General features: G+C 67.8%; 25 protein-coding genes and 1 pseudogene. 20 read left to right on the top strand and 6 right to left on the bottom strand.

The genetic code is table 11. From position 1 onward, the window contains the following. Positions 1-449 precede the first annotated feature (449 nt). The 3 genes from LWP59_RS27260 to LWP59_RS27250 are packed head-to-tail and all read left to right on the top strand — an operon-like array spanning position 450 to position 6,332. Positions 450-2,804, top strand: a complete 2,355-nt coding sequence (locus LWP59_RS27260; protein ID WP_308431772.1) for a tellurite resistance TerB family protein — start codon at positions 450-452, stop codon at positions 2,802-2,804. Next, positions 2,801-4,141, top strand: coding sequence for an ATP-binding protein (locus tag LWP59_RS27255; RefSeq protein ID WP_144635676.1), 1,341 nt, complete (start codon positions 2,801-2,803; stop codon positions 4,139-4,141). Before LWP59_RS27260 ends, LWP59_RS27255 begins: the two co-directional genes overlap by 4 nt. Further along, positions 4,116-6,332: a DEAD/DEAH box helicase gene (locus LWP59_RS27250; protein WP_144635679.1), complete on the top strand. Its 2,217-nt coding sequence runs from the start codon at positions 4,116-4,118 to the stop codon at positions 6,330-6,332. The genes LWP59_RS27255 and LWP59_RS27250 overlap by 26 nt, the downstream gene beginning before the upstream one ends. Positions 6,333-6,354: 22 nt before the next feature. Here the strand turns inward: LWP59_RS27250 and LWP59_RS27245 are convergent, their stop codons facing one another. After that, entirely contained in the window at positions 6,355-6,951 is a 597-nt protein-coding gene (locus LWP59_RS27245; protein WP_222425459.1) for a restriction endonuclease, read from the bottom strand. A gap of 239 nt (positions 6,952-7,190) precedes the next feature. Between LWP59_RS27245 and LWP59_RS27240 the strand changes: the two genes are divergently transcribed. Further along, on the top strand, positions 7,191-7,886 hold the full coding sequence (locus LWP59_RS27240; protein WP_144635682.1) for a DUF6218 family protein: 696 nt from the start codon (positions 7,191-7,193) through the stop codon (positions 7,884-7,886). Beyond that, positions 7,883-9,118: an exonuclease domain-containing protein gene (locus LWP59_RS27235; protein ID WP_144635685.1), complete on the top strand. Its 1,236-nt coding sequence runs from the start codon at positions 7,883-7,885 to the stop codon at positions 9,116-9,118. Before LWP59_RS27240 ends, LWP59_RS27235 begins: the two co-directional genes overlap by 4 nt. A gap of 121 nt (positions 9,119-9,239) precedes the next feature. Here the strand turns inward: LWP59_RS27235 and LWP59_RS27230 are convergent, their stop codons facing one another. Together LWP59_RS27230 and LWP59_RS27225 are read right to left on the bottom strand one after the other, a co-directional pair. Beyond that, positions 9,240-9,383, bottom strand: coding sequence for a hypothetical protein (locus LWP59_RS27230; RefSeq protein ID WP_186383124.1), 144 nt, complete (start codon positions 9,381-9,383; stop codon positions 9,240-9,242). Between the two features lie 734 nt (positions 9,384-10,117). Continuing rightward, entirely contained in the window at positions 10,118-10,774 is a 657-nt protein-coding gene (locus LWP59_RS27225; protein ID WP_144635688.1) for a GntR family transcriptional regulator, read from the bottom strand. A 99-nt stretch (positions 10,775-10,873) separates the two neighbouring features. Here LWP59_RS27225 and LWP59_RS27220 point away from each other — a divergent pair, with 99 nt between their 5' ends. The 8 genes from LWP59_RS27220 to LWP59_RS27185 are packed head-to-tail and all read left to right on the top strand — an operon-like array spanning position 10,874 to position 16,692. Continuing rightward, positions 10,874-11,296 carry a nuclear transport factor 2 family protein gene (locus LWP59_RS27220; protein ID WP_144635691.1) on the top strand — a complete coding sequence of 141 codons (423 nt, stop codon included), beginning with the start codon at positions 10,874-10,876 and terminating at the stop codon, positions 11,294-11,296. A 10-nt stretch (positions 11,297-11,306) separates the two neighbouring features. Next, positions 11,307-12,062: an alpha/beta fold hydrolase gene (locus LWP59_RS27215; protein ID WP_186383125.1), complete on the top strand. Its 756-nt coding sequence runs from the start codon at positions 11,307-11,309 to the stop codon at positions 12,060-12,062. After that, positions 12,059-12,868, top strand: a complete 810-nt coding sequence (locus LWP59_RS27210; RefSeq protein WP_144635697.1) for a carbon-nitrogen family hydrolase — start codon at positions 12,059-12,061, stop codon at positions 12,866-12,868. The genes LWP59_RS27215 and LWP59_RS27210 overlap by 4 nt, the downstream gene beginning before the upstream one ends. Before the next feature lie 4 nt (positions 12,869-12,872). Then, complete coding sequence (locus tag LWP59_RS27205) at positions 12,873-13,556, top strand: DUF2848 family protein (protein WP_144635699.1); 684 nt, start codon at positions 12,873-12,875, stop codon at positions 13,554-13,556. Then, the gene (locus LWP59_RS27200) at positions 13,556-15,001 is read left to right on the top strand and encodes a 4-hydroxyphenylacetate 3-hydroxylase family protein (RefSeq protein ID WP_144635704.1); all 1,446 of its coding nucleotides are present in this window, start codon (positions 13,556-13,558) and stop codon (positions 14,999-15,001) included. Before LWP59_RS27205 ends, LWP59_RS27200 begins: the two co-directional genes overlap by 1 nt. A 23-nt stretch (positions 15,002-15,024) precedes the next feature. After that, positions 15,025-15,372, top strand: coding sequence for a cupin domain-containing protein (locus LWP59_RS27195; protein ID WP_144635707.1), 348 nt, complete (start codon positions 15,025-15,027; stop codon positions 15,370-15,372). 17 nt (positions 15,373-15,389) lie between these two features. Further along, the gene (locus LWP59_RS27190; protein ID WP_144635710.1) at positions 15,390-16,166 is read left to right on the top strand and encodes a cysteine hydrolase family protein; all 777 of its coding nucleotides are present in this window, start codon (positions 15,390-15,392) and stop codon (positions 16,164-16,166) included. A 10-nt stretch (positions 16,167-16,176) separates the two neighbouring features. Beyond that, positions 16,177-16,692 carry a flavin reductase family protein gene (locus tag LWP59_RS27185; RefSeq protein ID WP_144635713.1) on the top strand — a complete coding sequence of 172 codons (516 nt, stop codon included), beginning with the start codon at positions 16,177-16,179 and terminating at the stop codon, positions 16,690-16,692. Between the two features lie 233 nt (positions 16,693-16,925). Here the strand turns inward: LWP59_RS27185 and LWP59_RS27180 are convergent, their stop codons facing one another. Continuing rightward, positions 16,926-17,156 (bottom strand): hypothetical protein, encoded by a 231-nt coding sequence (locus LWP59_RS27180; protein WP_144635716.1) that lies wholly within the window; start codon positions 17,154-17,156, stop codon positions 16,926-16,928. 14 nt (positions 17,157-17,170) lie between these two features. Between LWP59_RS27180 and LWP59_RS27175 the strand changes: the two are divergent. Further along, positions 17,171-17,911, top strand: a pseudogene (locus LWP59_RS27175) (IS256 family transposase). After that, positions 17,833-18,147, top strand: a complete 315-nt coding sequence (locus tag LWP59_RS40485) for a transposase (protein WP_186383127.1) — start codon at positions 17,833-17,835, stop codon at positions 18,145-18,147. Before LWP59_RS27175 ends, LWP59_RS40485 begins: the two are co-directional and overlap by 79 nt. A 332-nt stretch (positions 18,148-18,479) precedes the next feature. On the opposite strand, the gene LWP59_RS27170 is transcribed toward LWP59_RS40485, so the two are convergent. Both LWP59_RS27170 and LWP59_RS27165 read right to left on the bottom strand, forming a co-directional pair. Continuing rightward, positions 18,480-19,475, bottom strand: coding sequence for a R2-like ligand-binding oxidase (locus LWP59_RS27170; RefSeq protein ID WP_144635730.1), 996 nt, complete (start codon positions 19,473-19,475; stop codon positions 18,480-18,482). A 110-nt stretch (positions 19,476-19,585) separates the two neighbouring features. Then, the gene (locus tag LWP59_RS27165) at positions 19,586-20,863 is read right to left on the bottom strand and encodes a sensor histidine kinase (RefSeq protein ID WP_144635732.1); all 1,278 of its coding nucleotides are present in this window, start codon (positions 20,861-20,863) and stop codon (positions 19,586-19,588) included. 104 nt (positions 20,864-20,967) lie between these two features. On the opposite strand from LWP59_RS27165, the gene LWP59_RS27160 reads away from it, so the two are divergent. The 5 genes from LWP59_RS27160 to LWP59_RS27140 all read left to right on the top strand — a co-directional run bounded on the left by LWP59_RS27160 (position 20,968) and on the right by LWP59_RS27140 (position 24,669). After that, positions 20,968-21,519, top strand: coding sequence for a response regulator transcription factor (locus LWP59_RS27160; protein ID WP_308431770.1), 552 nt, complete (start codon positions 20,968-20,970; stop codon positions 21,517-21,519). A 258-nt stretch (positions 21,520-21,777) separates the two neighbouring features. Continuing rightward, positions 21,778-22,158 (top strand): hypothetical protein, encoded by a 381-nt coding sequence (locus LWP59_RS27155; RefSeq protein WP_233921935.1) that lies wholly within the window; start codon positions 21,778-21,780, stop codon positions 22,156-22,158. Beyond that, positions 22,155-22,973 (top strand): MlaE family ABC transporter permease, encoded by an 819-nt coding sequence (locus LWP59_RS27150; protein WP_144635741.1) that lies wholly within the window; start codon positions 22,155-22,157, stop codon positions 22,971-22,973. The genes LWP59_RS27155 and LWP59_RS27150 overlap by 4 nt, the downstream gene beginning before the upstream one ends. Before the next feature lie 49 nt (positions 22,974-23,022). Beyond that, positions 23,023-23,850: an ABC transporter permease gene (locus LWP59_RS27145; RefSeq protein WP_229858130.1), complete on the top strand. Its 828-nt coding sequence runs from the start codon at positions 23,023-23,025 to the stop codon at positions 23,848-23,850. Between the two features lie 12 nt (positions 23,851-23,862). Next, positions 23,863-24,669: an ABC transporter ATP-binding protein gene (locus tag LWP59_RS27140; protein WP_144635747.1), complete on the top strand. Its 807-nt coding sequence runs from the start codon at positions 23,863-23,865 to the stop codon at positions 24,667-24,669. The last annotated feature ends 4 nt before the right edge of the window (positions 24,670-24,673 follow it).

Below are 24,673 nucleotides of genomic sequence, written 5' to 3'. Positions count from 1 at the left end.
AAACAGGAGTACAGGTGCTCGAACTCGCTGATCACTAATGATTGAATCGCAGGATAACTCAGCTCACGGCTCTGTTTTCAGTACACGAGGTCGTGTTCGGACGTATCGCGATATACTGAATGCAGGTCGCGGGGGAGGGGCCTCGCTAGCATCTGTTCCCTCATGCTCCGGAGGTCGGCGTGGTAGGTGACGATTCGGTCAAGCTGGTAACCCCCGCCGTGCGCTCGCCGATCACCACAGGGACCGGCCCGTCATGGCGGGTGGTCGTCTGATGACGGAGGGGACTCTTGGCAGGGTTGGTCGCGCTCGTGATCGTGCTGGCGATCGTCATCTGGGTCATCCGTCGGGTCCGGCGAAGGCCGTCCCAGCCGCGGGCGCGGGCTCAAGAGCCGACGAAGCAGCATACGATTCCGACGTTTGCGCAGCAGCAGGCCGAGCCGCACGCGCCGATGGCGCCACGGATGAAACCACAGGTACCTGTTCGGCCGCAGGCCATACGCTCCCGAATTAACCGGCCCGCAGCGCCCTTCGCCGAGTCTTTTTTACAGCCGCATCAGCGGCCGGTTCCGATACCTATCCGGCCGCCGGCCAACTACCAAGCCAAGCCGCGCGCTGAACCACCTCAGCCGACTCGGCTGTGGACCCCATCGCAGCAGCCCGCGCCATCGCCTCGGCTCTTGCGTCCGGGAGGTATCCAGCCCTCGGCGCGGCAGGGCGGGGCGGGGTCCGCCGCCGTTGTATCCCTGTCGCTCGCCCACGGGTGGATTCCACCAGGCCGCGACGTCGTCGTGGCGGGCACCATGCTGAAAGGCGGTCTGTTCTACGTCGGCAGCGGCATGCGCGATGTGGCTGGAAACGGCATCGAGCCCGCGCTGATCGACCCGACGCTATCGGTGGACCTGGGCAATCCGGACTGGCAAGGCGAGACGATGGGCTATTGGCCCTGCTACGCCGACATCTCGCCACGCGCTCGCGCGGCCTACCTCGCGTGGTTGGTGGGCGGCCGAGTGAACCCGAATGCCTGCATCGGCTATGTGTTTCTCTATTTCTACGGCCTCGAGCGCAGGTTGCTCACAGAGAATCCGTCCCCCACCGAGCGTGGGGTGCTCGTAGCCGAAATCCGTCGCCTGCTCGGGCTTTACCGGACCAATAGCTCGTTCCGCTGCTACGCTCAGGGGCTGCTCGACGCTGTCGCCATCGGCGACCCGGCGGTCCGCTACGACCAACCCCCACCGGAGGCTCCGGAGTGGAGCTACGAACTCCCGATGGACCTGAAGGTTGGGCTCGGGCAGCTCGCGGTCGCCGGACGGCCGATCCCGGCCGAGTGGGCGCTGTCCTGGTACCGCCACCACCCCGACACCCATCTGCGCACGCCGGCGTTGCGTTGCGCGGACGAGTTTCTCGAGCTGTTCACGACGTGCTATCGCGCCCGGTTCGGCGACGGCATGGTTCTCAAACCGAACAAGGCGCGTCTCTCCACGAGTTACTACCCGGCCAGCAGTGGCTTCCGCGGGAACGTCGACCTGAAGAATCCGGCGCTACCCGACGTGGGACGGCTGAGCGGTCCGATCACGAAGCTACGGGATCTGGTTGAAGGCGTGACCGGCGATCTGGAACCGTACAGCCGGTACCTCGGCCGCAACCCGGAAGGTGCGGATTCACCGGCGGCTCTCGCTCTGCTGCCGGAAGGCGTCACTCACAAGCCGAGCCCGGAGACAGAGGCGCTTTGGTTCTGGGCGGCGCAGAGCATCGACGGCGCGGGACGTGGCGTCGTGTCGGCGCAAGAGCTGATCGCGCGGTGGCCGACCAAGGCAGGCAAGTTGACCAAGGCGGACGCGGTCGCCGTCGCGCAGCTGCTGGAGCGGCGAGGCCTCGGCATCGAACCCGATGTGCGCTTCGGCGGCACCACTCCTACGCCGACGTCGTCAATTGTCGTGTTCCGCCGTGCCCAGCCGCACGTCAGCGCTCCGAGCACCGAATATCCGGCCGCACTCGCGATCATCAGCCTAGGCACGCTCGTCGCAGCCGTCGACGGCACGGTGAGCGAACCGGAGCGGAAGGCGTTGCGGGAGCTGGCGATCGACGAGCTCGACCTCAGTGAGGACGAACGGCTCAGGCTCGATGCTCACGCCGCCCTCGTGCTGGCCAAGCCGCCGACACCGGCGATGCTGAGGCGAAGACTGGAATCCCTGGCCGCCCCGAGAAAGGCCGCGGTCGGACGCCTGCTGACCACGATCGCTGCGGCGGACGGGCAGGTGACCCTCGACGAAATCCGAATGCTCGAGCGGCTGTTCACCACGCTGGGCCTGGATCCCGGCGAGGTGTATGGCACGCTGCATGCGGCAGCGACTGCCCCCGACGACCTGGCCCACGCCGAGATCGCGGGTCCGCGACGAGCAGGGCGCAAGCTCCCGCCCGCGCCGGCCGAGCGGAACAGGGCCGCCACGCTGGCGTTGGATCCGGAACGGCTCGCGCAGACCAGGGCCGAGTCGGTGCGAGTCGCCGCCGAGCTGGCGGACATCTTCACCGACGACGAACCGGTTCCCCCGCCGCCCCCGCCCGTCGGCACGGCATCGGCCGTTGGCCTCGATGCCGTGCACACCCGGCTGCTGCACATGCTCGCCGAGCGCGAGACCTGGATCCGTGCCGACTTCGACGAATTGGCCGGCGAAGCGGATCTCCTCCCCGACGGGGCACTCGAGGTGCTCAACGATACGGCCTACGACCGCACTGGCGAACCGCTTTGCGAAGGCTCTGACCCCATTGAGATCAACCAGGACATCGTGAAGGACATGCTCGGATGACAACCCCCGCCCAGAAGCCAGTGCGCCTGCGCCGCCGCGACCGCGACGCGATCCTTTCGTCGTTGCGGTCCGGTGTCGTCCCGCACGTCGGGTTCCAGCACATCCAGGTCGGCCGAGCCGCCGAAGTCTCGGCGATGAGCCAGGAAATCGCCCGCATCGCCGACGGCGGCTCCGCAGTCCGGTTCGTGATCGGCGACTACGGCGCCGGCAAGACTTTCTTCCTCAGCCTGGTCTGTTCCATCGCGGCGGAACGCAAGCTCGTGACGACCTCCGCGGACCTGAGTCCCGACCGGCGGCTGCATGCGAGCGGAGGCCAAGCGCGCTCGCTCTACGCCGAACTCATGCGCAACATTGCCACCCGGTCCACCCCCGACGGCAATGCGCTACCCAGCATCGTCGAACGGTTCGTCACCTCGGCGATCCAGGAGGCCGGCGCCACTGGCGGCTCACCGGCCACTGTGATCGCGGCGCGGCTGGAGCAGCTGTCGGAGAGCGTCGGTGGCTATGATTTCGCCCAGGTGATCGCGGCGTACTGGAGGGGCCACGACACTGGGAACGAGCAACTCAAGTCGGACGCGGTTCGTTGGCTGCGCGGGGAATTCACCACCCGCACCGACGCTCGCGCCGCGCTCGGCGTCCGCAGCATCGTCGACGACGCCACCGTCTACGACCACCTCAAGCTCATTGCCCGATTCGTACGGCTCGCCGGTTTCTCCGGACTTCTGGTCTGTCTCGACGAGATGGTCAACCTTTACAAGCTGGCTCACACCGGTGCGCGCAAGTCGAACTACGAGCAGGTGTTGCGGATCGTCAACGACTGCCTGCAGGGCACCGTGGAAGGGCTCGGGTTCTGCTTTGGCGGGACTCCTGAGATGCTGATGGATACCCGCCGCGGGCTTTACAGTTACGAAGCGCTCCGTAGTCGTCTCGCCGAGAACTCCTTCGCGGTCGGCGGGCTGGTCGACCACTCGGGACCGGTCCTGCGGCTGGCGAATCTGACCCCGGAGGACATGCACGTGCTCCTCGAGCGGTTACGGCACGTCTACGCCGCGGGTGACGAGTCCGCCTACCTCGTGCCGGACGAGGCGCTGACGGCGTTCATGGAGCACTGCGCCTCGCGGATCGGCGACGCCTACTTCCGGACGCCGCGCAACACCATCAAGGAGTTCGTCAATCTTCTGGCGGTGCTCGAGCAGAACCCCGGCGCGGACTGGCGCCAGCTGCTCGGGAAGGTGTCGATCGACACCGAGTACAACCGCGACTTGGAACCGTTGTCCGACGAACCCGACGACCAGAACCTGGACGACACCGGTGCACTCACCAGCCTCCGCCTCTGAAACCCTGCACTTCGGGCTGCTGCACCCCCGAGTCCAGCGGTGGGTGTGGCAGCAGGGCTGGAGCGAGCTCCACGACATCCAGGACGCGGCCATCCCCGCCATGCTCGGCGGTGAAACCGATGTGCTCATCGGTGCCGCGACTGCGGCGGGCAAGACGGAGGCGGCGTTCCTTCCCATCTGCTCCAACCTCGCCGAACCGGCCGGGCCGGGCGTTCGCGCGCTGTACGTCGGTCCGCTCAAAGCGCTGATCAACGACCAGTTCCGGCGGGTCGAGGAGCTGTGCGAGACGCTCGAGATTCCGGTCCACCGCTGGCACGGCGACGTCGCCGGTGCCCGCAAAAAGGCGTTGCTGCGCGCACCTTCCGGGATCCTGCTGATCACCCCGGAATCACTGGAAGCGATGTTCGTGCTGCGCGGAACGCGGATCCCCGCGATCTTCGCAGGCCTTCAGTACGTCGTCATCGACGAGCTGCACTCCTTCCTGGGGACCGAGCGTGGCGCCCAGCTGCTGTCCCAGCTGCACCGGCTCGAGACCGCGCTCAAACGACGGGTGCCCAGGATCGGGCTGTCCGCGACGCTCGGGGACATGTCGCTGGCCGCCGCGCAGCTGCGCCCCGACCACAGCGACCGCATGACCGTCCTCGAATCGCAGGCGACCGGTCAGGAACTGCGGCTGCAGCTTCGCAGCTACGTCGACCAACCACCCGTCATGACCCTCGACGAGGACACGCCGTCAGTGACCTCTGTCCGCCGCATCGCGGACCACATGTTCACCACCCTGCGCGGAAGGACGAACCTCGTGTTCGCCAACGCGCGATCGCGGGTGGAGCTGTATTCCTCCGAACTGGCCGACCGCAGCGCTCAGGCCCGCGTGCCCAACGAGTTCCACGCCCACCACGGCAATCTGGCCAAGGAACTCCGCGAAGACGTCGAAGCCATGCTCAAAGACCCGACACGGCCGGCCACCGCGGTCTGCACCACGACCCTGGAGATGGGCATCGACATCGGTGCCATCGCCGAGGTCGCCCAGATCGGCCCACCACCCTCGGTCGCGGCCCTGCGGCAGCGGCTCGGCCGCTCCGGCAGGCGCGACGAGCCCGCAGTGCTCCGGGCCTACTGTGCCACTGTCGGAACAGACGCCCGCACCACGCCGCTTGACCGCCTGCACCTGCCACTGGTGCAGATGATCGCGTCGATCGAACTACTCCTCGAACGCTGGTGCGAACCACCGGACCCGGCCCAGCTGCATCTGTCCACTCTGGTTCAGCAGCTCCTCTCGCTGATCGCCCAGCACGGCGGCGCGCAGCCGGTACAGGCTTACCGCGTGTTGTGCGGTCGCGGCAGTCCGTTCTCGGCTGTCACGTCAGAACAGTTCACACAACTGTTGCGCGCGCTGGGCGCCCACGATGTGCTCACCCAGACCGGCGACGGAACACTGCTGCTGGGTGGCCGCGGCGAAGTGACCGTCAACCATTACAGCTTCTACGCCGCATTCCAGACGCCAGAGGAGTACCGCCTCGTCCACAGCGGCCGGCAGCTCGGCACGATGCCGGTCGACTTCCCGCTGTACGAAGGCCTCCTGCTGCTTTTCGCCGGACGGCGCTGGCGCGTGCTGGCGATCAACGACGACGACAAGAGCGTGCAGCTGGTTCCGGCACACGGTGGGACACCTCCTTATCTCGGGGACGCCGCCGGCTCGGTGCACACCGGAGTACGGACCCGCATGCGAGCGCTCCTGGAAGGCGATCGCACGCCGGTGTACGCGGATGCACAAACCCGCGCGCTCCTCGAGCAAGCACGGCGGGACTACGCGGCGCTCGGCCTGGACGAGTCACCGATCATCGTCGAGGGGAGCGACACGCTGTTCTTCCCCTGGATCGGTAATCGTCAGCTGCATACGCTCGCCGCGATCCTGTCCGCCACCGGCGTGGACGCCGCGGCCGAAGGAGCAGCACTCCGCCTCGTCGGCTGTGGTTGGGCCGTCGCAGTGAAAGCGCTTTCAGCTGTCGTCCAAGGGCCGGTACCTCTTCCTGTGGAGGTTGCCCGGAAGGTGGGCAACAAAGCGACCCAGAAGTTCGACCATTGGCTCGGCGAGGAGCTGCTGTGCGAGCAGTACGCGTCAGCTTCGCTCGATTGCGATGGAGCGCTCCACGCTGCTGAGTCCCTTGTCGGCCAAGAGTTCCGCGAGTAGCCAGGTGCGAGATGCCAGCGCATCAATGCCACGGGGCTGGGCCGGTGCGGCTGGCCCAGGCGGCGAGTGCGTTGACATCTACCAGGCGGATCCCGGCCTTTGTGGCGTAGTCCATGGCGTGGCGGGTGAAGGTCGATGTGGTCACCACCGCGGCGATCGCGGCCTGGTGGTAGGTGAAGCACGTGCCGCCGAAACGTTGCATGTCCTGGCTGCCGACTTTGTGCGTCGGCCCGTAACGTTTGGCTTGTAGCACGACTTTCCGGCCGTTCGGGCTGTATGCGATGACGTCGGCACCGAAGTCACCCGCCTTGCCCGTGGCCTCGACGCCTGTGCACCCATCGCGGGTGCACAAGAACGCGAGCGCCTGCTCGAACGCGCGGGAATCCATGGCGTGGTACTGAGCGATTTCCCGGGATTGAGCGACGGCGATAGCCCATTGGGCACGGCGGGCTTGTTCGTGCTCGGCCGCAAGGCTCGCTTCCCTGCGCCGGGACACCACCACGATGCCGGCAACGACCACGAGGACCACGATGGCGACGAATGCGGAAATGACGGGGTGGCTTGAGATGCCGTCAAGCACTGTCGCCACCACGGACAACACAGCCAACGGGACGATCACCGCCGCACCGGCGAGGAGGATGAAACGCGGACCTGGACTTCGAGATGTTCGTCGACGTACCACTGTGCGCGGCTCCCGGTGAACGACTGGCGTGCTGCACGCAGGATCGGCGTCCTGCCGCTGGCCGTTACGGCTTCAGCCGTCGCCTTTGCCGGGGTGTCCGGATCGTGACCATCCGCGAGTAACCCGCGGCTCAGTTCTCGCGAAAAGCAAGTGAACTCATCGGCAGGAGGTTGCGAGTGACAGCGGAGATCGAAGCGGAGGAGCCACCGGCTCCTGTCGAGTTGTGGGTTCCGGGTAGCGCTGTGGTGACGCGAGGCGTCTCGGAGGACGGCCGGGATTCGGTGGCGATCTGGCAGGTGAGTCCGCAGGGCGCACCGACAGGCGCGTGGGTGGTGTCGGCGCCTGAGGCGTTCGGCGAGGAAAGTAGCGCGGGGCAGCTGCTTACGTTCGTGGAGCGGCGCGGAATAACCGGGCTGGTGGCTGGCGATCTCGAAGCCCTACTGGAACAGCTCACAGTCGCGGCGGGAGTCGAGGCGAACCGCTGGTGGGGCGCTCAGCTGTTCTCTCCGGTGGTCGCTTTTGACGAGATCGTCGTCCGGCGCGGGGAAGTCGAGAAGATCGTCGCGGGCACTACTGCTGTCAAGAACGTCACTGAGGTCGACTGGGTGACTGATCTCGCTGGTGACACGGTTCGCGACGTTGAGGACCTGCGCCGGATCGCCGGTGTGGGCGCCGTGTCGGGTGATCACCCAGGCGAGGCGGCGCTTGTGCTGTCGCGGGTGCTGCGGTGGCTGGTGCGTCGGTGGACCGAGACCGAGCAGGTGAAGAACCGCCGCGACTACGTGCGGGACGCACTGGGAGAGCCGCAGGCGTTACCTCCGTCGTGGCTGGCTGCGGTGCAAACCGCCAGCACGAATGTGCTTCCGCTGTGAACGCGGCCCAGGGGTTTGCGGTCATCGACACCGAGACCACCGGGATCTTGCCCGGATACCGGCACCGCATCGCCGAAATCGCGGTGGTCCAGCTGGATTCTCGCGGGGACGTGACCGGCGAATGGTCCACTCTCGTCAACCCGGGTCGTGATCTGGGGCCGCAGGCGATCCACGGCATCCGCGCTGTGGACGTGCGTCGCGCGCCTCGGTTCGAACAGATCGCAGGCGACTTCGTCGAGTCGGTCCGGGGCCGTGTGGTGGTCGCGCACAACTGGCAGTTCGACGCCATGCACCTCGACGCGGAGTTCGACCGCATGGGTTTGGCCAACCCGTTCCACAGCCGAGCGGGGCTCTGCACGATGCGCGCGGCCGGGTTCGCCGTGCCCGGCTCGGGGCGATCGTTGATCGAATGCTGCTCGGCGATCGGTCTGACCGACCTGCAGTGGCACACGGCGCGCGATGACGCGATGGCGGCAGCACTGCTGCTACGAGACATGCTCGCTCGCTATCCCACCTCGGTGCGCGTCACCAAGGAACACCTCGACACGGCGAGCTGGGAATGGCCGAACCTGCCCCGCGAACTCGTCTCGACCGTCCACCGCACACCGGTCGGGCACGTCGAGCCACATTTCCTGGCGCGCTTGGTCGGACGCCTGCCGCATGATGACGAGCCCGAGGTTGATGCGTACTTCGCGATGCTCGACGACGCTCTCCTCGACCGGCAGATCTCGGCCTCCGAAGCGGACGCGCTTCTGGAGGTCGCCCACGAGCTGGGCATGGACAAGGCCCAGGCACTCGCGACACATCACACCTACCTTCGGGATCTGGCACGCGCGGCCTGGGCGGATGGTGTGGCGACCCGAGAGGAACGACGCGACCTCGAAACCGTCGCCATTGCTCTTGGCCTCGACCCGGGCGAGGTCGAGAGCGTGCTCGCGGAGGAAAGGACAAGCGACGCCCCGACGACCTCAAGCGCAGGCCTTGTGCTGAGGCCCGGCGACAGGATCGTGCTGACCGGTGACATGAAGCTCGCCCGCGCGGAGATCGTCGGTCGCGCCACCGCGGCCGGGCTCCGCGTCACCGGCACCCCCAGCAGCAAGACCCGAGTCGTGGCGGCCGCGGACCCGGACTCGCTGTCCGGCAAGGCGAAGAAGGCCAGGCAGCTAGGAGTGCCCATCGTAGGTGAGGACTTCTTCCTACGTGCTCTCGATGACCTGTCCCTGCCGAACTGATCAGGAGAATCGACTGCGCGCTTTGGCTGGTTCCGCCACCGGTTCCGTTTGCCCGTGCGGGTGGGCGTCCTGTCGCTTGTTGGCGGTCCGGCCGTGATCGACGGCTCGCCGAGGCCGGGGGTTATGCGGGGTGATGCGCTGTCGGGCCGGTTCGGCTCGCCTTGGTGATCGTGTCTTCGGTGACCCTGGCGAGCAGGGCGGGGCCGTGCTGGTTGATGTGGTGGCCGCTGTGGCGGGCCCAGACGTGGCTGCCGTTGGTGGACATGGTGAGAAATTCGGTCGAAGTTCGCGGCAGGCCGGATACCACAGCTCGCGCTTGGCTGGTCCGGCGGTAACAACGGTGATCGGTGGGTCGCCGAGGTGGCGGGCTTCGTTGCGCAGGGCCTGGCAGCCGACGGGATCCGACTGCCCGTGCCCCGGTGATCCACCCCGACCAGCGAGAACCGCTGCAGGATCTCCGGTGGGAGGGTGGTGGCGAGCCTGGCGTCGTAGAGCGTTCCCGGCTCGCCGTCGACGCCGTTGACCACCACCAGCGGGATCGGTCCGTCGCCCACCTTGAGCATGGCGATCTGGATCATCGTGCGGTCCGGCACGCCGGCGGCGTCCAGCGGGGCGGCCACTCTGCCGCAGGAGAACCGCATGCCGCCTGGTGGTCCCGGTTCCCGAGCCGTTCCCGCGTCTGCTGGTCGCAGTCGGACCACTGGATCGATGGCGATGTCGCCTCGGTTGACGGCGGCAGCGGCATGGTCGGAGTGCCGGATGGTCCGCCGTCGGGGATCGACCCGTCGTTGGCCACCACGGCGGGACGCTGGGACGGTCCGCGGTGCAGCCGGCCAGCAACGCGGTCACCAGCACGGCGAGGAGCAAACCACGGCAGGGCACGGCACGATCGTCAGTTTCTGCGCTCGGTCGAGTCGACCTTCGCACGTGCCGTGTGGGACGTCGGTGAGCGGGGGTCACTTCCGGTCCTTGCCGGCGCTGACCAGGTGCGCCGGGTGCTCAGGACACCGCGGCGGCGGTCTTGACGATGTGCTCGTGCGCGGCCCCCGCCGCCGCGTCGGGATCGTGGGCCGCGATGGCCGCGACGATGGCGCGGTGTTCGGCGATGACGGCGGAATGACGTTGTGGCAGGGACAGCGCCTCGAAGCCCATCAACCACATCGCGCCACGCAGGCTCACCAGGATGTCGTGCGAGCGCTCCAGCCCGACCAGCTGCGGCATCAGCAGGTGGAACTCCTCGTCGAGGGCGAGGAAGGCGGACTGCAGATCGGCGCCGGAGAGTTCTTCCTGCCCGTCGACCAGCTCGGTGAGTCGGCGGACGCCGTCCTCGGTCGCGCATTCGGCGAGCTTGCGCGCGACGTACGGCTCGAGTAGCAGGCGCAGATCGAAGACCTCCCAGCGCTGCGCGTCGGAGAGCTGCCGCAGCCGGAAACCGCGCTGCGACTCGATCTCCACCAGGCCTTCCCTCGCCAGCGCGATGAGGGCCTCGCGCACCGGGGTGCGGGACATGCCCAGCGTCTCGGCGAGCTCGTTTTCCGAGTACAGCGTGCCCTGGATGATGGCCCCGTCCCGGATCGCTTGCTGGATACCTAGGTAGGCGCTGCGGGACAGTGTCTTCGGGCGCTCGACGGCGCCAACTCCGGTCAATCTGGGCACCGCGCCATCTTACACACCAGTTACCTGGGAAAACGGACTTGTATGCTACGTACTAGTGTGCTAGCTTGAGTCGCGTCGCCAACCAGAAAGGAGCCGCGGATGTCCCTCTCCGTGGAAGACAAGATCACGATCCAGGAGCTCTCCAACGCCCACGTGAAGTACCTCGACGCGCACGACATCGACGCCTGGGCGGACTGTTGGCTTCCCGGCGGGAAGTTCATCGCCACTTACGGCACGTTCGAGGGCCACGAAGCGATCAAGGAGTTCATTCGCGGCCACATCCAGGCCGGCAAGGAAGACGGCGCGCGCCACGTCCTGACCAACTACGTCATTGAGGCCGACGGCGACGACCGCGCCACGGTGTACTCCCTGGTGGTCAAGATCCAGGTGGAGAAGCCGCCGTTCATCATCGCCACCGGTGTCTACAACGACGTCGTGGTGCGGACCGCGGACGGCTGGAAGTTCGAGTCCCGTCAGCTCGACGTCGACCCCGGCGTCTTCGCCGCCGCCGAGCAGAAGTGAGGAGCCGGCAGTGACTGAGCTCGCCGCGGAACGCTGGGGAGACTCCGGGCCCCCGATCGTTCTGGTGCACGGCAGCCTCAGCTCGGCAGCGGCGGCCTTCAGCGAGCAGCGGGTGCTGGCCGAGAAGTACCGGCTGATCGCGCCGTACCGGCGGGGATACAGCCCGAGCCCCTCGACCGACCGGATCGACCCCGACCGTGATGCCGAGGAGATCGTGGAGCTGCTCGGCGACGGCGCCCACCTGGTCGGCACCTCGATGGGCGGAGTCGTGTCTATGCGCGCGGCCGCGCTGGCCCCGGAGAAGGTGTGGTCGCTGACCGTCATCGAGCCGCCGGCCATGCCGAACGCGGCCGGCAGGCCCGAGGCGGACAAGCTCATCGAGGGTATGCGCAAGCACTGGGCGGAGCACGGTTCCGACGACCTGGAGTCCTTCGCCGCCGGATTCCTGAAGACGCTCAACGTGTCGATGGATCTGCCGTCCCCGCTGCCGCCCCCGTTCGCGGAGGCGGTGGGCAACCTCAAGACCGAGCGCCCGTGGGAGACCGGCGTGCCACTGGAGAAGCTGGCCGCGGCTGGCTTCCCCAAGCTCGTGGTCACCGGTGGCGGCACGCCCGGCTTCGAGGACGTCGCCGACGTGCTCGCCGAGCGGCTGCCGGCCAAGCGGGTGCGCTTCGACGGCAGCCCGCACGCCGTGCAGAAGATCGGCGAGAAGTTCAACACCGAGCTGCTGGACTTCCTGTCCTCGGCGGGTGAGCACGCGAAGTGAGAACGGCTCTGGTGCAGGTGGCCAGCCCGGCCGCGGAACCGGTGGTACAGCGGCGAGAACGCGTCGCCGCGATGGTCGCCGAGACGGCCGGAGCCGACCTGGTGGTGTTGCCGGAACTGTGGATGCCCGGCTACTTCGCCTTCGACGCCTACCCGGAACTCGCGGAGCCCCTACATGGCGACACCGTCATGGCGGCGCGCGAGTGGGCCCGCCGGCTGGGCTGCCACCTGCACATGGGCAGCGTCCTCGAACGCACCGACGACGGCCGGCTCCACAACACGGCCGTGCTCATCGGTCCGGACGGCGGGATCCTGCACACCTACCGCAAGATGCACGTGTTCGGTTACCAGTCACGCGAGGCCGAGCTACTCAGCCCCGGCGAGACCACCGGAACCGCCGCCACCGCACTCGGCCGGATCGGCACCACGACCTGCTACGACCTACGTTTCCCCGAGCTGTACCGGACACTGGTTGACGAGGGCGCCGAGACGATCGTGGTGTGCTCGGCGTGGCCGGCGGTCAGGCGGCATCACTGGCGGCTGTTCACCGCCACCCGCGCGGTCGAGGAGCAGGTCGTGCTCATCGCCTGCAACGCGGTCGGTGAACAGGCCGGCGGCGTCCGGCTCGGCGGGCACAGCCGGATCGTCGACCCGTGGGGTGATGTCCTCGTCGAAGCCGGCGACGACGAGGGCATCACCTTCTGCGACGTGGACACCTCGGTGATCCAATCGGCCAGGACCGAGTTCCCCGTGCTCGCCGACCGTCGCTTGCCCGCTGTCCATACCCCCACCAGGAATGAGGTCTGATTTCATGCCCCCGGCATCGTCGCCGCTGCGGTTCACCGTGAGTGCGACCGCGGAGACGTTCGACATCACCCCGGCCCGGCTCGTCGTCGCCGGTTACACCGGCCGTGACGCCGACGCGGTGGCCGAGCACATCGCCGAGCTCAAGGCGATCGGCGTGCCGCCACCGGCCACCGTGCCCGCCTTCTACGACCTCGATCCGGCACTGCTGACCGCCGAGTCCGTTGTCGACGTGGACGGGCCGGACTCCTCCGGTGAGGTCGAGCCGGTGATCATCCGGCACCGCGGCCGCCACTACCTCACGGTCGGCTCCGACCACACCGACCGCGAGCTGGAGAAGACCGACATCGCCGGCTCCAAGGCGGCATGCCCCAAGCCGCTCGGCGCCACCGTCGTGCCGCTGCCGGACGATCTGTCCGCGTTCGACTGGGACGCGGTGCGCGCCGCCAGTGAGGTCGACGGCGAGCCCTACCAGCACGGCACCCTCGCCGCACTGCGCACGCCGGACGACGTGCTGGCGCGGCTGGCCGCGGCCCTGCCGGACACCGACGGCGACCTCGTCCTCTTCGGCGGCACGCTGCCGCTGCTGACCGGCCGGTTCGTCTTCGGGCGGGCTTGGACGCTCCGGCTCCAGCTCGCCGATGGCACCGTCCTGACCCACACCTACGAGACGAAACACGGGAACCGCTGATGCGTACCGGAGCCGACTACCTTGCCGCGATCAGCGACGACCGCGAGATCTACGTCGATGGCGAGCGGGTCCGCGACGTCGCCGACCACCCGGCCTTCCGCCCCATCGCGACCACGATGTCGGAGCTGTTCGACCTGGCCGCCGACCCTTCCTCGAAGATGACCTTCACCGCGCCGGAGACCGGCGCGGAGGCCAACCGGATCTACGGCATTCCGCGCAGTCAGGCGGATCTGACCGCGTTCCGGGACGCGGCGCAGGCCTGGGCGCGGCACACGCACGGCTGGGTCGGACGCAGCCCGGACCACGTCGGCGCGTTCGTCGCCGGTTTCGCCGCGCACCCGGAGGCGTTCGCCGCGGGGGAGCGGGACTTTTCCGCGAACGTGCAGGCCTACCACCGGGAACTGCTCACGCAGAGCAAGTACGTCTCCTACGCGATCATCCCGCCACAGGTGTCGCGCGCGACCACCGCGCACGCCTGGGAGGGTGACTTCGTGCAGGCCGGCGTCGTCGAGGAGAAGCCGGACGGGATCGTCGTGCGCGGCGCCCAGATGCTGGCCACCGGCGGCCCGATCGCCGACGAGATCTTCGTGTCCTGCATCAAGCCGCTCACCGAGGACGACCGTGATTTCGCGCTCGGCTTCGTGGTGCCGGTCGCGGCCGAAGGGCTCAAGCTGTACTGCCGGCGGCCGTTCGCCCCGGCGGCCACCAGTTCCTACGACTACCCGCTGAGCACCCGCTACGACGAGACCGACGCGCTGCTCGTCTTCGACGACGTGTTCATCCCGTGGGAGAAGGTATTCGTCTACCGCGATGTCGCCGGGCTGCGCCGGCAGTTCTTCGACACCGGTGCACACGTCCTGGGCAACTGGCAGGCGCAGATCCGGTTCTCGGTGAAGCTGCAGTTCATCACCGGGCTCGCCCGCAAGGTCGCCGCGATCAACGGGGTCGACAAGTTCCCCGGCGTGATCGAGAAACTGGGCGAGCTGGCCAGCCTCGCGTCGCTGGTGGAGTCGGCCGTGCTGGCCGCCGAGTACACCGCCGCCCCGGACGAGGCCGGCCTCTGGCGGCCTGGCAAGCGGGCCGTCTACGGCGCCATGGGCCTGCAGGCCGAGCTGTACCCGCGGGCGCTGTCGATCCTGCGCGACCTGGTCGGCGGTGGCGTGTTGCAGGTGCCCTCCAGCGTGGCCGACATGCGCAACCCAGCGACCCGCGCGGACATCGACCGCTACATCTACTCGCCGAACGCGCCGGCCGAGGAGCGGATCAAGCTGTTCAAACTGGCCTGGGACGCCACCGGCAGCGAGTTCGGTGGCCGCCACCACCAGTACGAGATGTTCTACGCGGGCGCGCCGTTCGTGGTGAAGGGCTATGCGTTCCGCAACTACGGTTTCGAAGAACCGCTCGCCGACGTCGAGTCCTTCCTCGCCGGCTACCACGTCGACTGACGCCGACTCCTGAGGAGAAGCCGATGGCCAAACCCGAGTACGAGTTCTTCCCGGTGGACAAGGTGGACTACACCGTGTGCGCCGGCGGCGACCCGATGATCAAGGAACGCATCCTGTCGAGCGACCCCGAGACTGGTGTCGCGACCCGCATTCTGCGCTACGAGCCCGGCGCGGACTCCACTCCGAACGGGGTGCAGGTGCACGATTTCTGGGAGGAGGTCTACATCCTCGAAGGGTCCTTCACCGACCTGGAACTGAACCAGACCTTCACCGCGGGGCAGTACGCGTGCCGCCCGCCCGGCATGCGGCACGGTCCGTGGCGCTCGGAGGAGGGCGTGACCACCTTCGAAGTCCGTTACCGCGTCGACTGAGCTGGAAGGGACCGACCATGGACCCCGTCTCCCGGTTCCTCCGCGAGTACCAGCGGGACGAGAATGAACTGCTCGGCGCCGACCGGCTGCGCGCGCCCGGCGTCTTCGAAGGCGAGCGCGAGTTCATCGAGTTCGCCGAGCGCGACTACACCACCGACAAGCACTGGGCCTTCGAGATCCGGCCGGCCGAGTGCGCGTTGATCGTGGTGGACATGCAGGAGGACTTCGTCAACCCGGACAACCCGATGTGCGTGCCGGAGGCCTACCGGCAGGTGCCGCGGATCAGGTCACTCGTCGAATGCTGCCGCTCGGTCGGTGCCCCGGTGTTCTACACCGAGCACACCATCGCCCCGGACGTTGCGCACGACTTCTACGAGTTCTGGCCGCCGATCAAGGCAGGCGCGATCGCCGAGGGAAAGCCGGGTTCGAAGCTGTACCGGGAGTTCCAGCCGGTCGATGGTGAGCGGGTCATCTCGGCGAAGCACAACTACGACTCGTTCGCCGGGACGGACCTGGACTACGCCCTGCGCAACCGGGGCGTCCGCACGCTCATCATCAGCGGCACGCTGACGAACTTCTGCTGCGAGTCGACCGCGCGGACCGGGTACTTCCTCGGCTACCACATAGTGTTCGGCTCCGACGTCAACGCCACCGACAGCGCGCTCGCGCACGACGCCACCCTGCGCACGCTGCGCCGGGGGTTCGCCAGGGTCATGGACCACCAGCAGATCATGGAGATCCTGCGCACCGGGGACGCTCCGCACCGCGAAGCCGTCGCCGCGCGGCAGGGGTGAGGAGCCGTTGATGATCGTTCAGCCGGAAGTCGACCCGATGACCATGCGGCGCACCATCGGCCGGTTCGCCACCGGTGTCGCGGTGGTGACCACCGAGCACGACGGTGTGCCGCACGGGATGACGGTCAACTCGCTGACCTCGGTCTCGCTGGAGCCGCCGCTGCTGCTCGTCTGCCTCACCACGGGCGCGCGGACCACCGACGCGGTGGTCGGCGAGGGACGGTTTGCGGTGAACGTCCTGTCCGCCAGGCAGGAGGAGATCGCGATGCGGTTCGCCAGGCGCGGGTCGGACCATTTCGAGGGGCTGTCCCTGGAGTACGGCGAGCACAGCGTGCCGGTGGTGCCGGACGCGCTCGCCCACCTCGAATGCACCGTGGAACGGCACTTCGAGGCCGGGGATCACGTGGTCGTGTTCGGTCACGTGCGGCACACCTGTGACCGGCCGGGTGCGCCGCTGGCGTTCCTCGGTGGTCGCTTTGGTGACCTCGCCGAGCGGGGCAGCGAGCCAGTGCACTGGTTCTTCTGACGGTTTTTCTGACGGATTCTTCTGGTGGTCGGGGTGCGCCGGGCGGAGTTCGAGGGCCGGGTGCTGCGCAGATAAGGTCGTCGACGTCGAGCATCCGGATGTCGCACAGCACGACGTCGGGTCCGTGCAGGCCGATCTCCTCGATCGCTTCGGCCCCGATCACGATGGCCATCACGGCGATTCCTGCAGCCGAGGGGCGGGTCCCACGAGCGACCTCGCCCCTCGGCAGCACGTCAATCAGTTCCGTCTTCGTCTTCGACCTCATCGGACATGTCTTCGTCGTCGGGGAGGTCGAACCGCTTCATCGCCTCGTCGATGGTTGACGTGTCGGTGGCCAGCACGCTTCGGATGGAGACGAAGGGAGGTTCAACGGGCGTGTTCTCGTCGATCGCGTAGCGGCCGGCTTGACCGTGATAGCTCCGCGCGAGATCGACGACCTGTCTGGCGGCTCCGGAAAGGTCCATAGCGGCCTGCGATCGTGCGCAAGCGACAGCGTGGTCTCGACGGACTCGACGACGCCGTCATCTCGCTCTATGCCCGCGGGATGACCGTGCGCGATATCCAAGCCCACCTCGCCGGCATCTACGGCGTCGAGGTCTCGCCCGACCTGATCTCCAAGGTCACCGACGCCGTTGCCGATGAGGTCACCGACTGGGCCAACCGGCCGCTCGGCTCAAGCTGGGCGGTGCTGTTCGTCGACGCGCTCTGGGTCAAGATCCGCGGGGGTCAGGTGGCGAAGCGCCCGGTCTACGTCGTTGTCGGCGTCGACTTCGACGGCGCCAAACACGTCCTGGGCAGGTGGATCGGCAAGGACGGCGAGGGCGCCAAGTAGTGGATGAAGGTGTTGGCGGAGCTGAAAAACCGCGGCGTGACCGACGTGTGTTTCGTCTGCTGTGACGGGCTGTCCGGGCTGCCCGAAGCGATCACCACCGTCTGGCCGGCCGCGATCGTCCAAACCTGCATCGTGCACCTGATCCGGGCGTCGATGCGATACTCGTCGAAGAAACACATCACGCAGGTCACCGCCGCGTTGCGGCCGATCTACCAGGCCCCGACCCTGCGACTCCGCAGCCGCGGCGCTCGACGAGCTGGAGTCGGGCGAGGTTGGCCACCGCTACCCTGCGATCCCGCGGACCTGGCGTGCCGCGTGGGACGAGGTCACCCCGTTTCTCGCGTATCCCCTGGAAATCCGGGCGGGTTCTCTACACGACGAACATGATCGAGTCGCTCAACGTGCGGCTACCCAAGGCCACCCGCAACCGCGGCGCGTTCCCGTCCGAGCGAGCAGCTCTCAAGACGCTCTACCTCACAATCCGAACGATGACACGGCCCGATGGAGCCATCGGCATCACCCGCTCCAACCGGCTGGAAGGCTACCCTCAACGCGTTCGCCATCCAGTTCGGCGACCGCATCAACATCAACAAGTAGGCCACGGCCTTCCACAGTTGATCTGACACGCCCGCTCGCCCTGCGCCTGAGTCACCCGGCGCCGGTAGTCGCGGAAGATGCTTTCCTGCGCGTCCTCGACAATCCGGAATCCGGCTGGCCTCGCGGCCGCGACCGGCCGTGGGGCGGAGCAGACGGGGAACCGCCGCCATGCGCCGGCGAGACCGAGCGCTGAGGCGAGCGTGCCGAGGGCTGTGGACAGGCTCACCGTCAGTGTTGCCGGGACCTCTTGACCGACGCTGGTTGGGAAGGCCCATGCTTCCGGACGACCCGCGGGACGTCGACGTTCCGTCCTGCGTTCTCGCTGGGATCGCGAACCGGATCTTGGCGCTGCTCACGGCTAATGCCTGATCGGGACAACGGTCTGGTGGACGTCCTTGCCGCGTGGGCCGGCTGCTTCCGTCGCGATCTCGTGCTCGAGATGCATCGGCGCGTGGTCGTGGTCGACCTCCTCGACCCGGCGGCCCCGCGCCCCCGCGACCGAGTCGAGGCGGCGGCTGGCCTTGTTCAGCGCGGAACCCATCAGCCCCTGCTTGCTGCTCCCGAACGGCGCTCCCAGTCCGAACGGCGCCAGTATTTCGCCGATCACCTCGGTGGCGAGCGGCAGCAGTTCCTGCGTGCGTCGCGTGACAATCGCCCAGTTTGCGTCGTCGGCCGCGACGTGTCGGCGGCACGTGAACGTGCCCCAGGCGATGTGACGGCGTTCGTCGGCCGCGATGTGCTCGATGATGCGGAGCAGGCCGGGGAAGATTCTGCGACTTCGGCAGATCCGCGCTCCGGCGGTGTAGCAGGTCAAGGCGAGGCAACCTTCGGCGATGTGGTTATGAGTCACCGCGGCCCTGATCTGGGCGGCGGGCGAGTGGTCGTCGGTGAGCGCATACAGCGACCAGGAGAGCTCTTCCAGGAAGATTCGGCGGCGGATATCCCCGCTCTCGGTGAACCGCGGCAGGGAGTCACCAGTCCCGACACGGTCGAACCACGTGCGGAACGCCTGGGTGTGCTGGGTTTCCTCGAACACGAGCTGCGTCAGGTAGGCCTCGTCGTCCCGCCTGTTTTCGGTGGCCATTGCAGTCACGAACGGCTGCAGATCCTGGGGTGCGGGCTCTCCGAGCGAGATGAGGTTCGCCACGAACAGGCAGGTCAGGCGGCGCTCGTCGGGGGTCAGCGCGGCGAAGTCGGCTTCGTCGCGGGTGAGGTCGATGTCGTCGGGATTCCAGAACGCCGCATTGCCGTCGCGGAAGAGCTGCCGGGGGACCGGGTCTGGCCGGCGCCCGGTGCAGGCGCCGCCGCCGAACCCGAGGTGGCGGCTGGGCTCGATATCGCGGGTGAGGGACATGGCCGCTCCAGGTGTGCGGTTGATCTGGCCGCCAGGATCACCCGGCCGGCGTGGTGCGGGAATGGTCCGCGCGGGCCACAGCTGGCCCGCGAGGGCCAACTGTGGCCCGCTCAGTCCGCCGGGATCTCGACCTCGGCGACCAGCCCACCGCCCGGGCGGTTCTGGAAGCCGACACGGCCGCCGAGCGCCTGCACGATCTGTTCGACGATCCAGAGGCCGAGTCCGGCCGTACCGCGATTTGACCCGGCCGCCCTGAACTTGCCGGTCAGCTTCGCGAGGTTGCTCGCGTCCACACCGGAGCCGCGGTCGAGCACCCGCAGCAGGAGCCTGCCGGCGGTGACTTCGGCCTCGACATCGACGGGCTTGCCTTCACCGTCGCGGGCGGCGTTCTCGAGCAGGCTCGTCAGCACGCGGCGGAATCGCTGGGGGTCGGTGGTGGCCGTCAGTGCGTCGTCGAGGTGCAACCGCAGCCGCGGTGGCTGGAGTCCGGCCGCGTCCGCAGAGGCCAGTACCAGGCCCCGCAGCTTCACCGGTCGGGACCGGTCGGTGCCGAACGCCGGGCGGCGGCTCGCCGCGACGTCGCTGAGGGCGTCGAGCATGTCGGAGAGGTGGTTCGCGTGCTCGGCGATCAGCCGGCTGCCCGTTTCGCGGTCGGCCGGGGCGAGCGCGCCGTCCGCGGCGAGCCCCCGGGCCAGCGCGCGGAGCGAGATCACGGGGGTGCGGAATTCGTGCAGCAGGACAGCGAGGCCGTCCTGCTGGGACTGATACGACTCAACGAGCCGTCGCTGTAGGTCGCGTTCCTCCTCGGCCGCGGCGTGCTCGGCCATCGCCTCGACCCGGGCGGCGATCCCGGCATCCCGCTCACGCTCGACCAGCCGGGACAGGCTCGCGCCGAGCAGGCCGGTGAGTAGCAGGTAACCCGCCCACCAGAGACCCTGGAACCAGCGCTCCCGCCACGATGTGAATCCAGGGTCGACCAGCAGCGCCACGGCCAGATAGGCGACGCCGAGTCCGAGGGCGAGTGCCACGGTCGGGCCGAGGGGCAGGCGGATGGCTGCGGCGGTGACGACGAGCACCAGAATCGCCACCGCCGGACTGGTCGCCGCGCCGGTCATGGCTACCGTGAGCAGGGTGAAGGTCGAATCGAGCGCGGTGAGCAGCCAGGCCGCCGGCCAGGTGTACAGCTCCCAGCGCGGGTTCGCCGCGACGACGACGGCGTAGCCGGAAGCGACGGAAAGGGTCACGACGACCAACGGAAGGTGCCGCCGAACGTCGTCCCCGTCGGCGACCAGCAGCAGGACCACCGACAGCGCGACCGCGAGCCGCACGGTGACCATCACCCGGGCGACCGGCAGCGCACCCGGCACGGTTTGCCCGTCGGCCGGCATGCTGCTTCTCCTTGTGACTCGCCGTGATCGTCGCGGCCAGCTTGGCGGCGGAACCTACTCGCCATACTAAGCCGGTGGTTCGTCGGCCTCTGATGGTTGCGTACGTGGACGATCACGAGCTGTTCGCCCGAGGGCTGGCGCTGATGCTGACGACCAACGCCGGTGACCGCTTCGAGGTCGGCGGGACCACCACGCACGTCGAGGAGGCGCCCGCACCGGTCGAGTCCTGTGCGGCCGATCTCGCGCTCGTCGATCTGGCCATGCCGCCCCTGGGCGGGGCGGCCGCGATCCGCCAGATCAAGCGCCGCCCGGCCACCCGCATGTTCGCACTGTCCGGATCGGACGATCCGGAGCTCGCCGGGCAGGCCCTGCGCGCCGGTGCGGACGGCTATCTCACCAAGTCGGCCGATCCGGAGGTCCTCGTCGCGACGTTGCTGACCGTGGCCGCCGGGTTCCGGGTCCTCGACGGCGAGCTGCTCGCCCGCGGTCCGGAGACCCAGGACATCGCCAACCGGATGCTGGTCGCCGAGCGCACGGCCAAGCGCACGGTCGCCTCGTTGCTGAACCGGATCGGCACGGCCAACCGGGTCGAAGCAGCGGGCCTGGCCGGTGCCTACGGCCTGCTCGACCACGACTCCAGCAACCGTCCACAGTAGAAGACCACGCCTGGGGCGACCTCGTGCCGAAACGTTGACAGGCCGCGGCGGACCACCGGCCTCCGCTACCCCAACGAGTCATCCCTTTGCCGCCAGATGGTGATGCGCACCCGGTTCCGTGCCCGGCAACATTACCGACCATCGCAGTCCCGCGACGCGGCCAGACCGGAATCACGGTCACGCCCGGAGAAGGAGTTGGGTGGAATGGTGAGCCGATCACGAGTCGGGCAGGTCGCCCGGTCCGGCACCCGGGTGACGATGTCCCGGGGAATCGACGCCAAGGCGTGCGGCCGCGGTATCTGGCGTGGTTTTGCGGTATTGGTGATCGGCGCTCTGCTGCAGCCGATCGCCGCGGCCGTCGCCCCTTTGGCCGGCGCGAGCTTCCTGCTCGTCACCGCGGTCGTCGCCTTTTCCTTCGCCGGTTTTCGCACCGGCGCCGCGCATCGCCCGATCTGCCAAGGTGCCCTGACTGCGGCCGGCAGCTACTTTCTCGTGCTGCCACTGGTTTTCGTTGCCTCGGCGCCGGTCGAGCCGCAGCAGGTGCTGGCCACCGCGGCGGTCGCCGTCGTGGTGGGTGGGCTGGCCGGCTTCACCGGCCACGTCGTTCGCGCTCGCGGGAAGCGAGGCGAAAAGTCATGACAGCGACGAAGCCAGCACCCGCACGACGGTGGAGCGCCGGTGCGCAGCGGCCGCTGGTCGAAGCCGGGGAAATCGTCCACCTGCTCGGCCGGGTGCTGTGGCTGGCGGTCCGCCATCCCTTCGGCTACTGGGGCGAAGTCCGTGACCTGATGTTCGAAACGTTGCGCCGGTGCTGGCTGCCGGTCATCATCTCGACCACCGCGCTCGGCTTCGCCGGCCCGGGTATGCAGGGCGGCAGCCTCTACAGCGTGCTCGGCATCCCCGACCGCCTGGGGTCGTTCCTGTTGATGGCCAGCGTCCGCGAATTCGCGCCGTGGATCGACGCGATGATCGTCGCCGGGGTGATGGGTACGGCCATCGCCGCCGACCTGGGTGCCCGGCGGATCCGCGAGGAGATCGACGCCATGGAGGTCCTCGGCGTCGACCCGGTCCGGACGCTCGTGCTGCCGCGGATCGTCGCGGTCACCCTGATGACCGGCCTGCTCGAGGTGTTCGCGCTGGTGTGTGGCGTGATCGGCGGCTACATCGCGGCCGTGCCGATCTTCGGCGCGACCGGCGCGGCCTTCATCGGGAACTTCTGGTCCAACGCGACCACCACGGACATGTGGGGCAGCATCGTGAAGACCCTCGCGTTCGGACTGATCCTCTCGGTTGTCTGCTGCTACAAGGGATTGAACGCCCAAGGCGGCCCCATCGGCGTCGGCCGGGCGGTCAACCAGGCGGTGGTCATCTCGTTCGCCTCGATCTGGATCTTCAACTACGTCTACACGTCCGCGCTGCTCGGACTGAACCCCGACATGCAGGTCTTCAAGTGAGGGAAGCGGAATGACCGGAACGGTTCGACACGAGCCCGGTGCGACACCGGTGGGCCGGACGAAGGCACCCGATGTCGTCATCACGTTCGGTGGCATGGCGGGGAAGCTGCGGGACGCCGTCGAAGTCGGCGGTGACATCATGAAGTTCGCCGGCCGCACGGTGCGCAGCCTGCCGGATCTGCGGCACCACGTCACCGAGGTGTTCGCCCAGGCGGGGATCCTGATTCTCTCGAGCGGCATCATCGTCTGGCTGATGCAGTTCGTCGTCGGCACGATGTGCGCGACGGAGGCCAGTTACACGCTCAAGCAGGTCGGCGCCCCGATCTATTCCGCGGTGTTCAACGACGTCTGCGGTCTGCGTGAGATGTCGGTCTACATGTGGGCCTACATCTTCGCGGCGAAGGTGGGCTGCGGGCTGGTCGCGGAAATCGGTTCGATGCGTATTGCCGAGGAGATCGACGCGCTGGAAGTGTTGGGCATCAAATCACGCAGCTACCTCGTGGGCACCCGCATCGCCGCCGCCTGGCTCTGCATGCCTTTCCTCTACATCGTCGGTCTGGGCCTGATGTTCATCTCGATGCACCTCGTCACGGTCTACCAGTTGGGCACCGTTTCCAGCGGTGGATATTCCTTCGTCTTCTGGTTGTTCCAGAACCCTTATGACCTGATCGCGGCGATTTCGAAGATGATCGCGATGGGCACGATCATCATCTTCGTCGGTTGTTACTACGGATACAACGCCTCCGGCGGGCCGGTCGGGGTCGGGAGAAACACGGCGAAATCGATGATGCTCAACATGGTGCTCATCCACGTCGTCGGGTTGCTCGGTACGTGGTTTTTCTGGGGCTCCTACCCGAACATGCCGATCGGTAACTGACAAGGAGAACTCATGGTCACCGGGGTGAACGGGACAGCCGTCGACACGATCGGCTCACCGGGGCGGGTGCATACGATGGAGGTGCGGAACGTTCACAAATCCTTCGGCAGCTTCGACGTGCTGAAGGGGCTCAACCTGGAATTCGCCGACAACGCGATCACCACCATTCTCGGCCCGTCGGGCACCGGGAAGAGCGTGCTCATCAAACATCTCGTCGGCTTGCTCGAGCCGGACCAGGGGGAGGTGATGATCTTCGGTCGCGACATCTGGAAGATCGACGAACACGAGCGTTACGAACTGCGCAAGCGATTCGGCGTCCTGTTCCAGGACGGCGCGCTGTTCGGGTCGATGAACATCTTCGACAACACCGCGTTCCCGCTGCGCAAGCACACTGACATGGGTGAGGACGAGATCGAGGCGATCGTCAACCAGCGGCTCAAGGAGGTCGGCCTGGAGCGTTCGTCCTACAAGTACCCCAACGAGGTTTCCGGTGGCATGCGCAAACGGGCCGGCTTCGCGCGGGCGCTGGTGATGAATCCCGACATCGTCCTGTTCGACGAACCGGATTCGGGCCTCGACCCGGTTCGCACCAGCCTACTGAACGACCTGATCCTCGACATGCACCAGGAGTACCGGGGGACCTACCTGCTGGTGACTCACGACATCCGGACCGCACGGAAGGTCAGCGACTACGTCGGGGTCATCTGGAAGGGCAAGGTGGTCCACTACGGACCGACCGAGGAGGCCTTCAACTCCCCGGACCCGTTCGTCCGCCAGTTCCTCTCCGGCGACTCCGCCGGACCACTGGGAATGGACTGAATCA

Source organism: Amycolatopsis acidiphila (assembly GCF_021391495.1).
GTDB lineage: Bacteria > Actinomycetota > Actinomycetes > Mycobacteriales > Pseudonocardiaceae > Amycolatopsis_E > Amycolatopsis_E acidiphila.
Note: the sequence above shows the minus strand (reverse complement) of the source record. Positions and strands in the feature narration are given on the sequence as shown.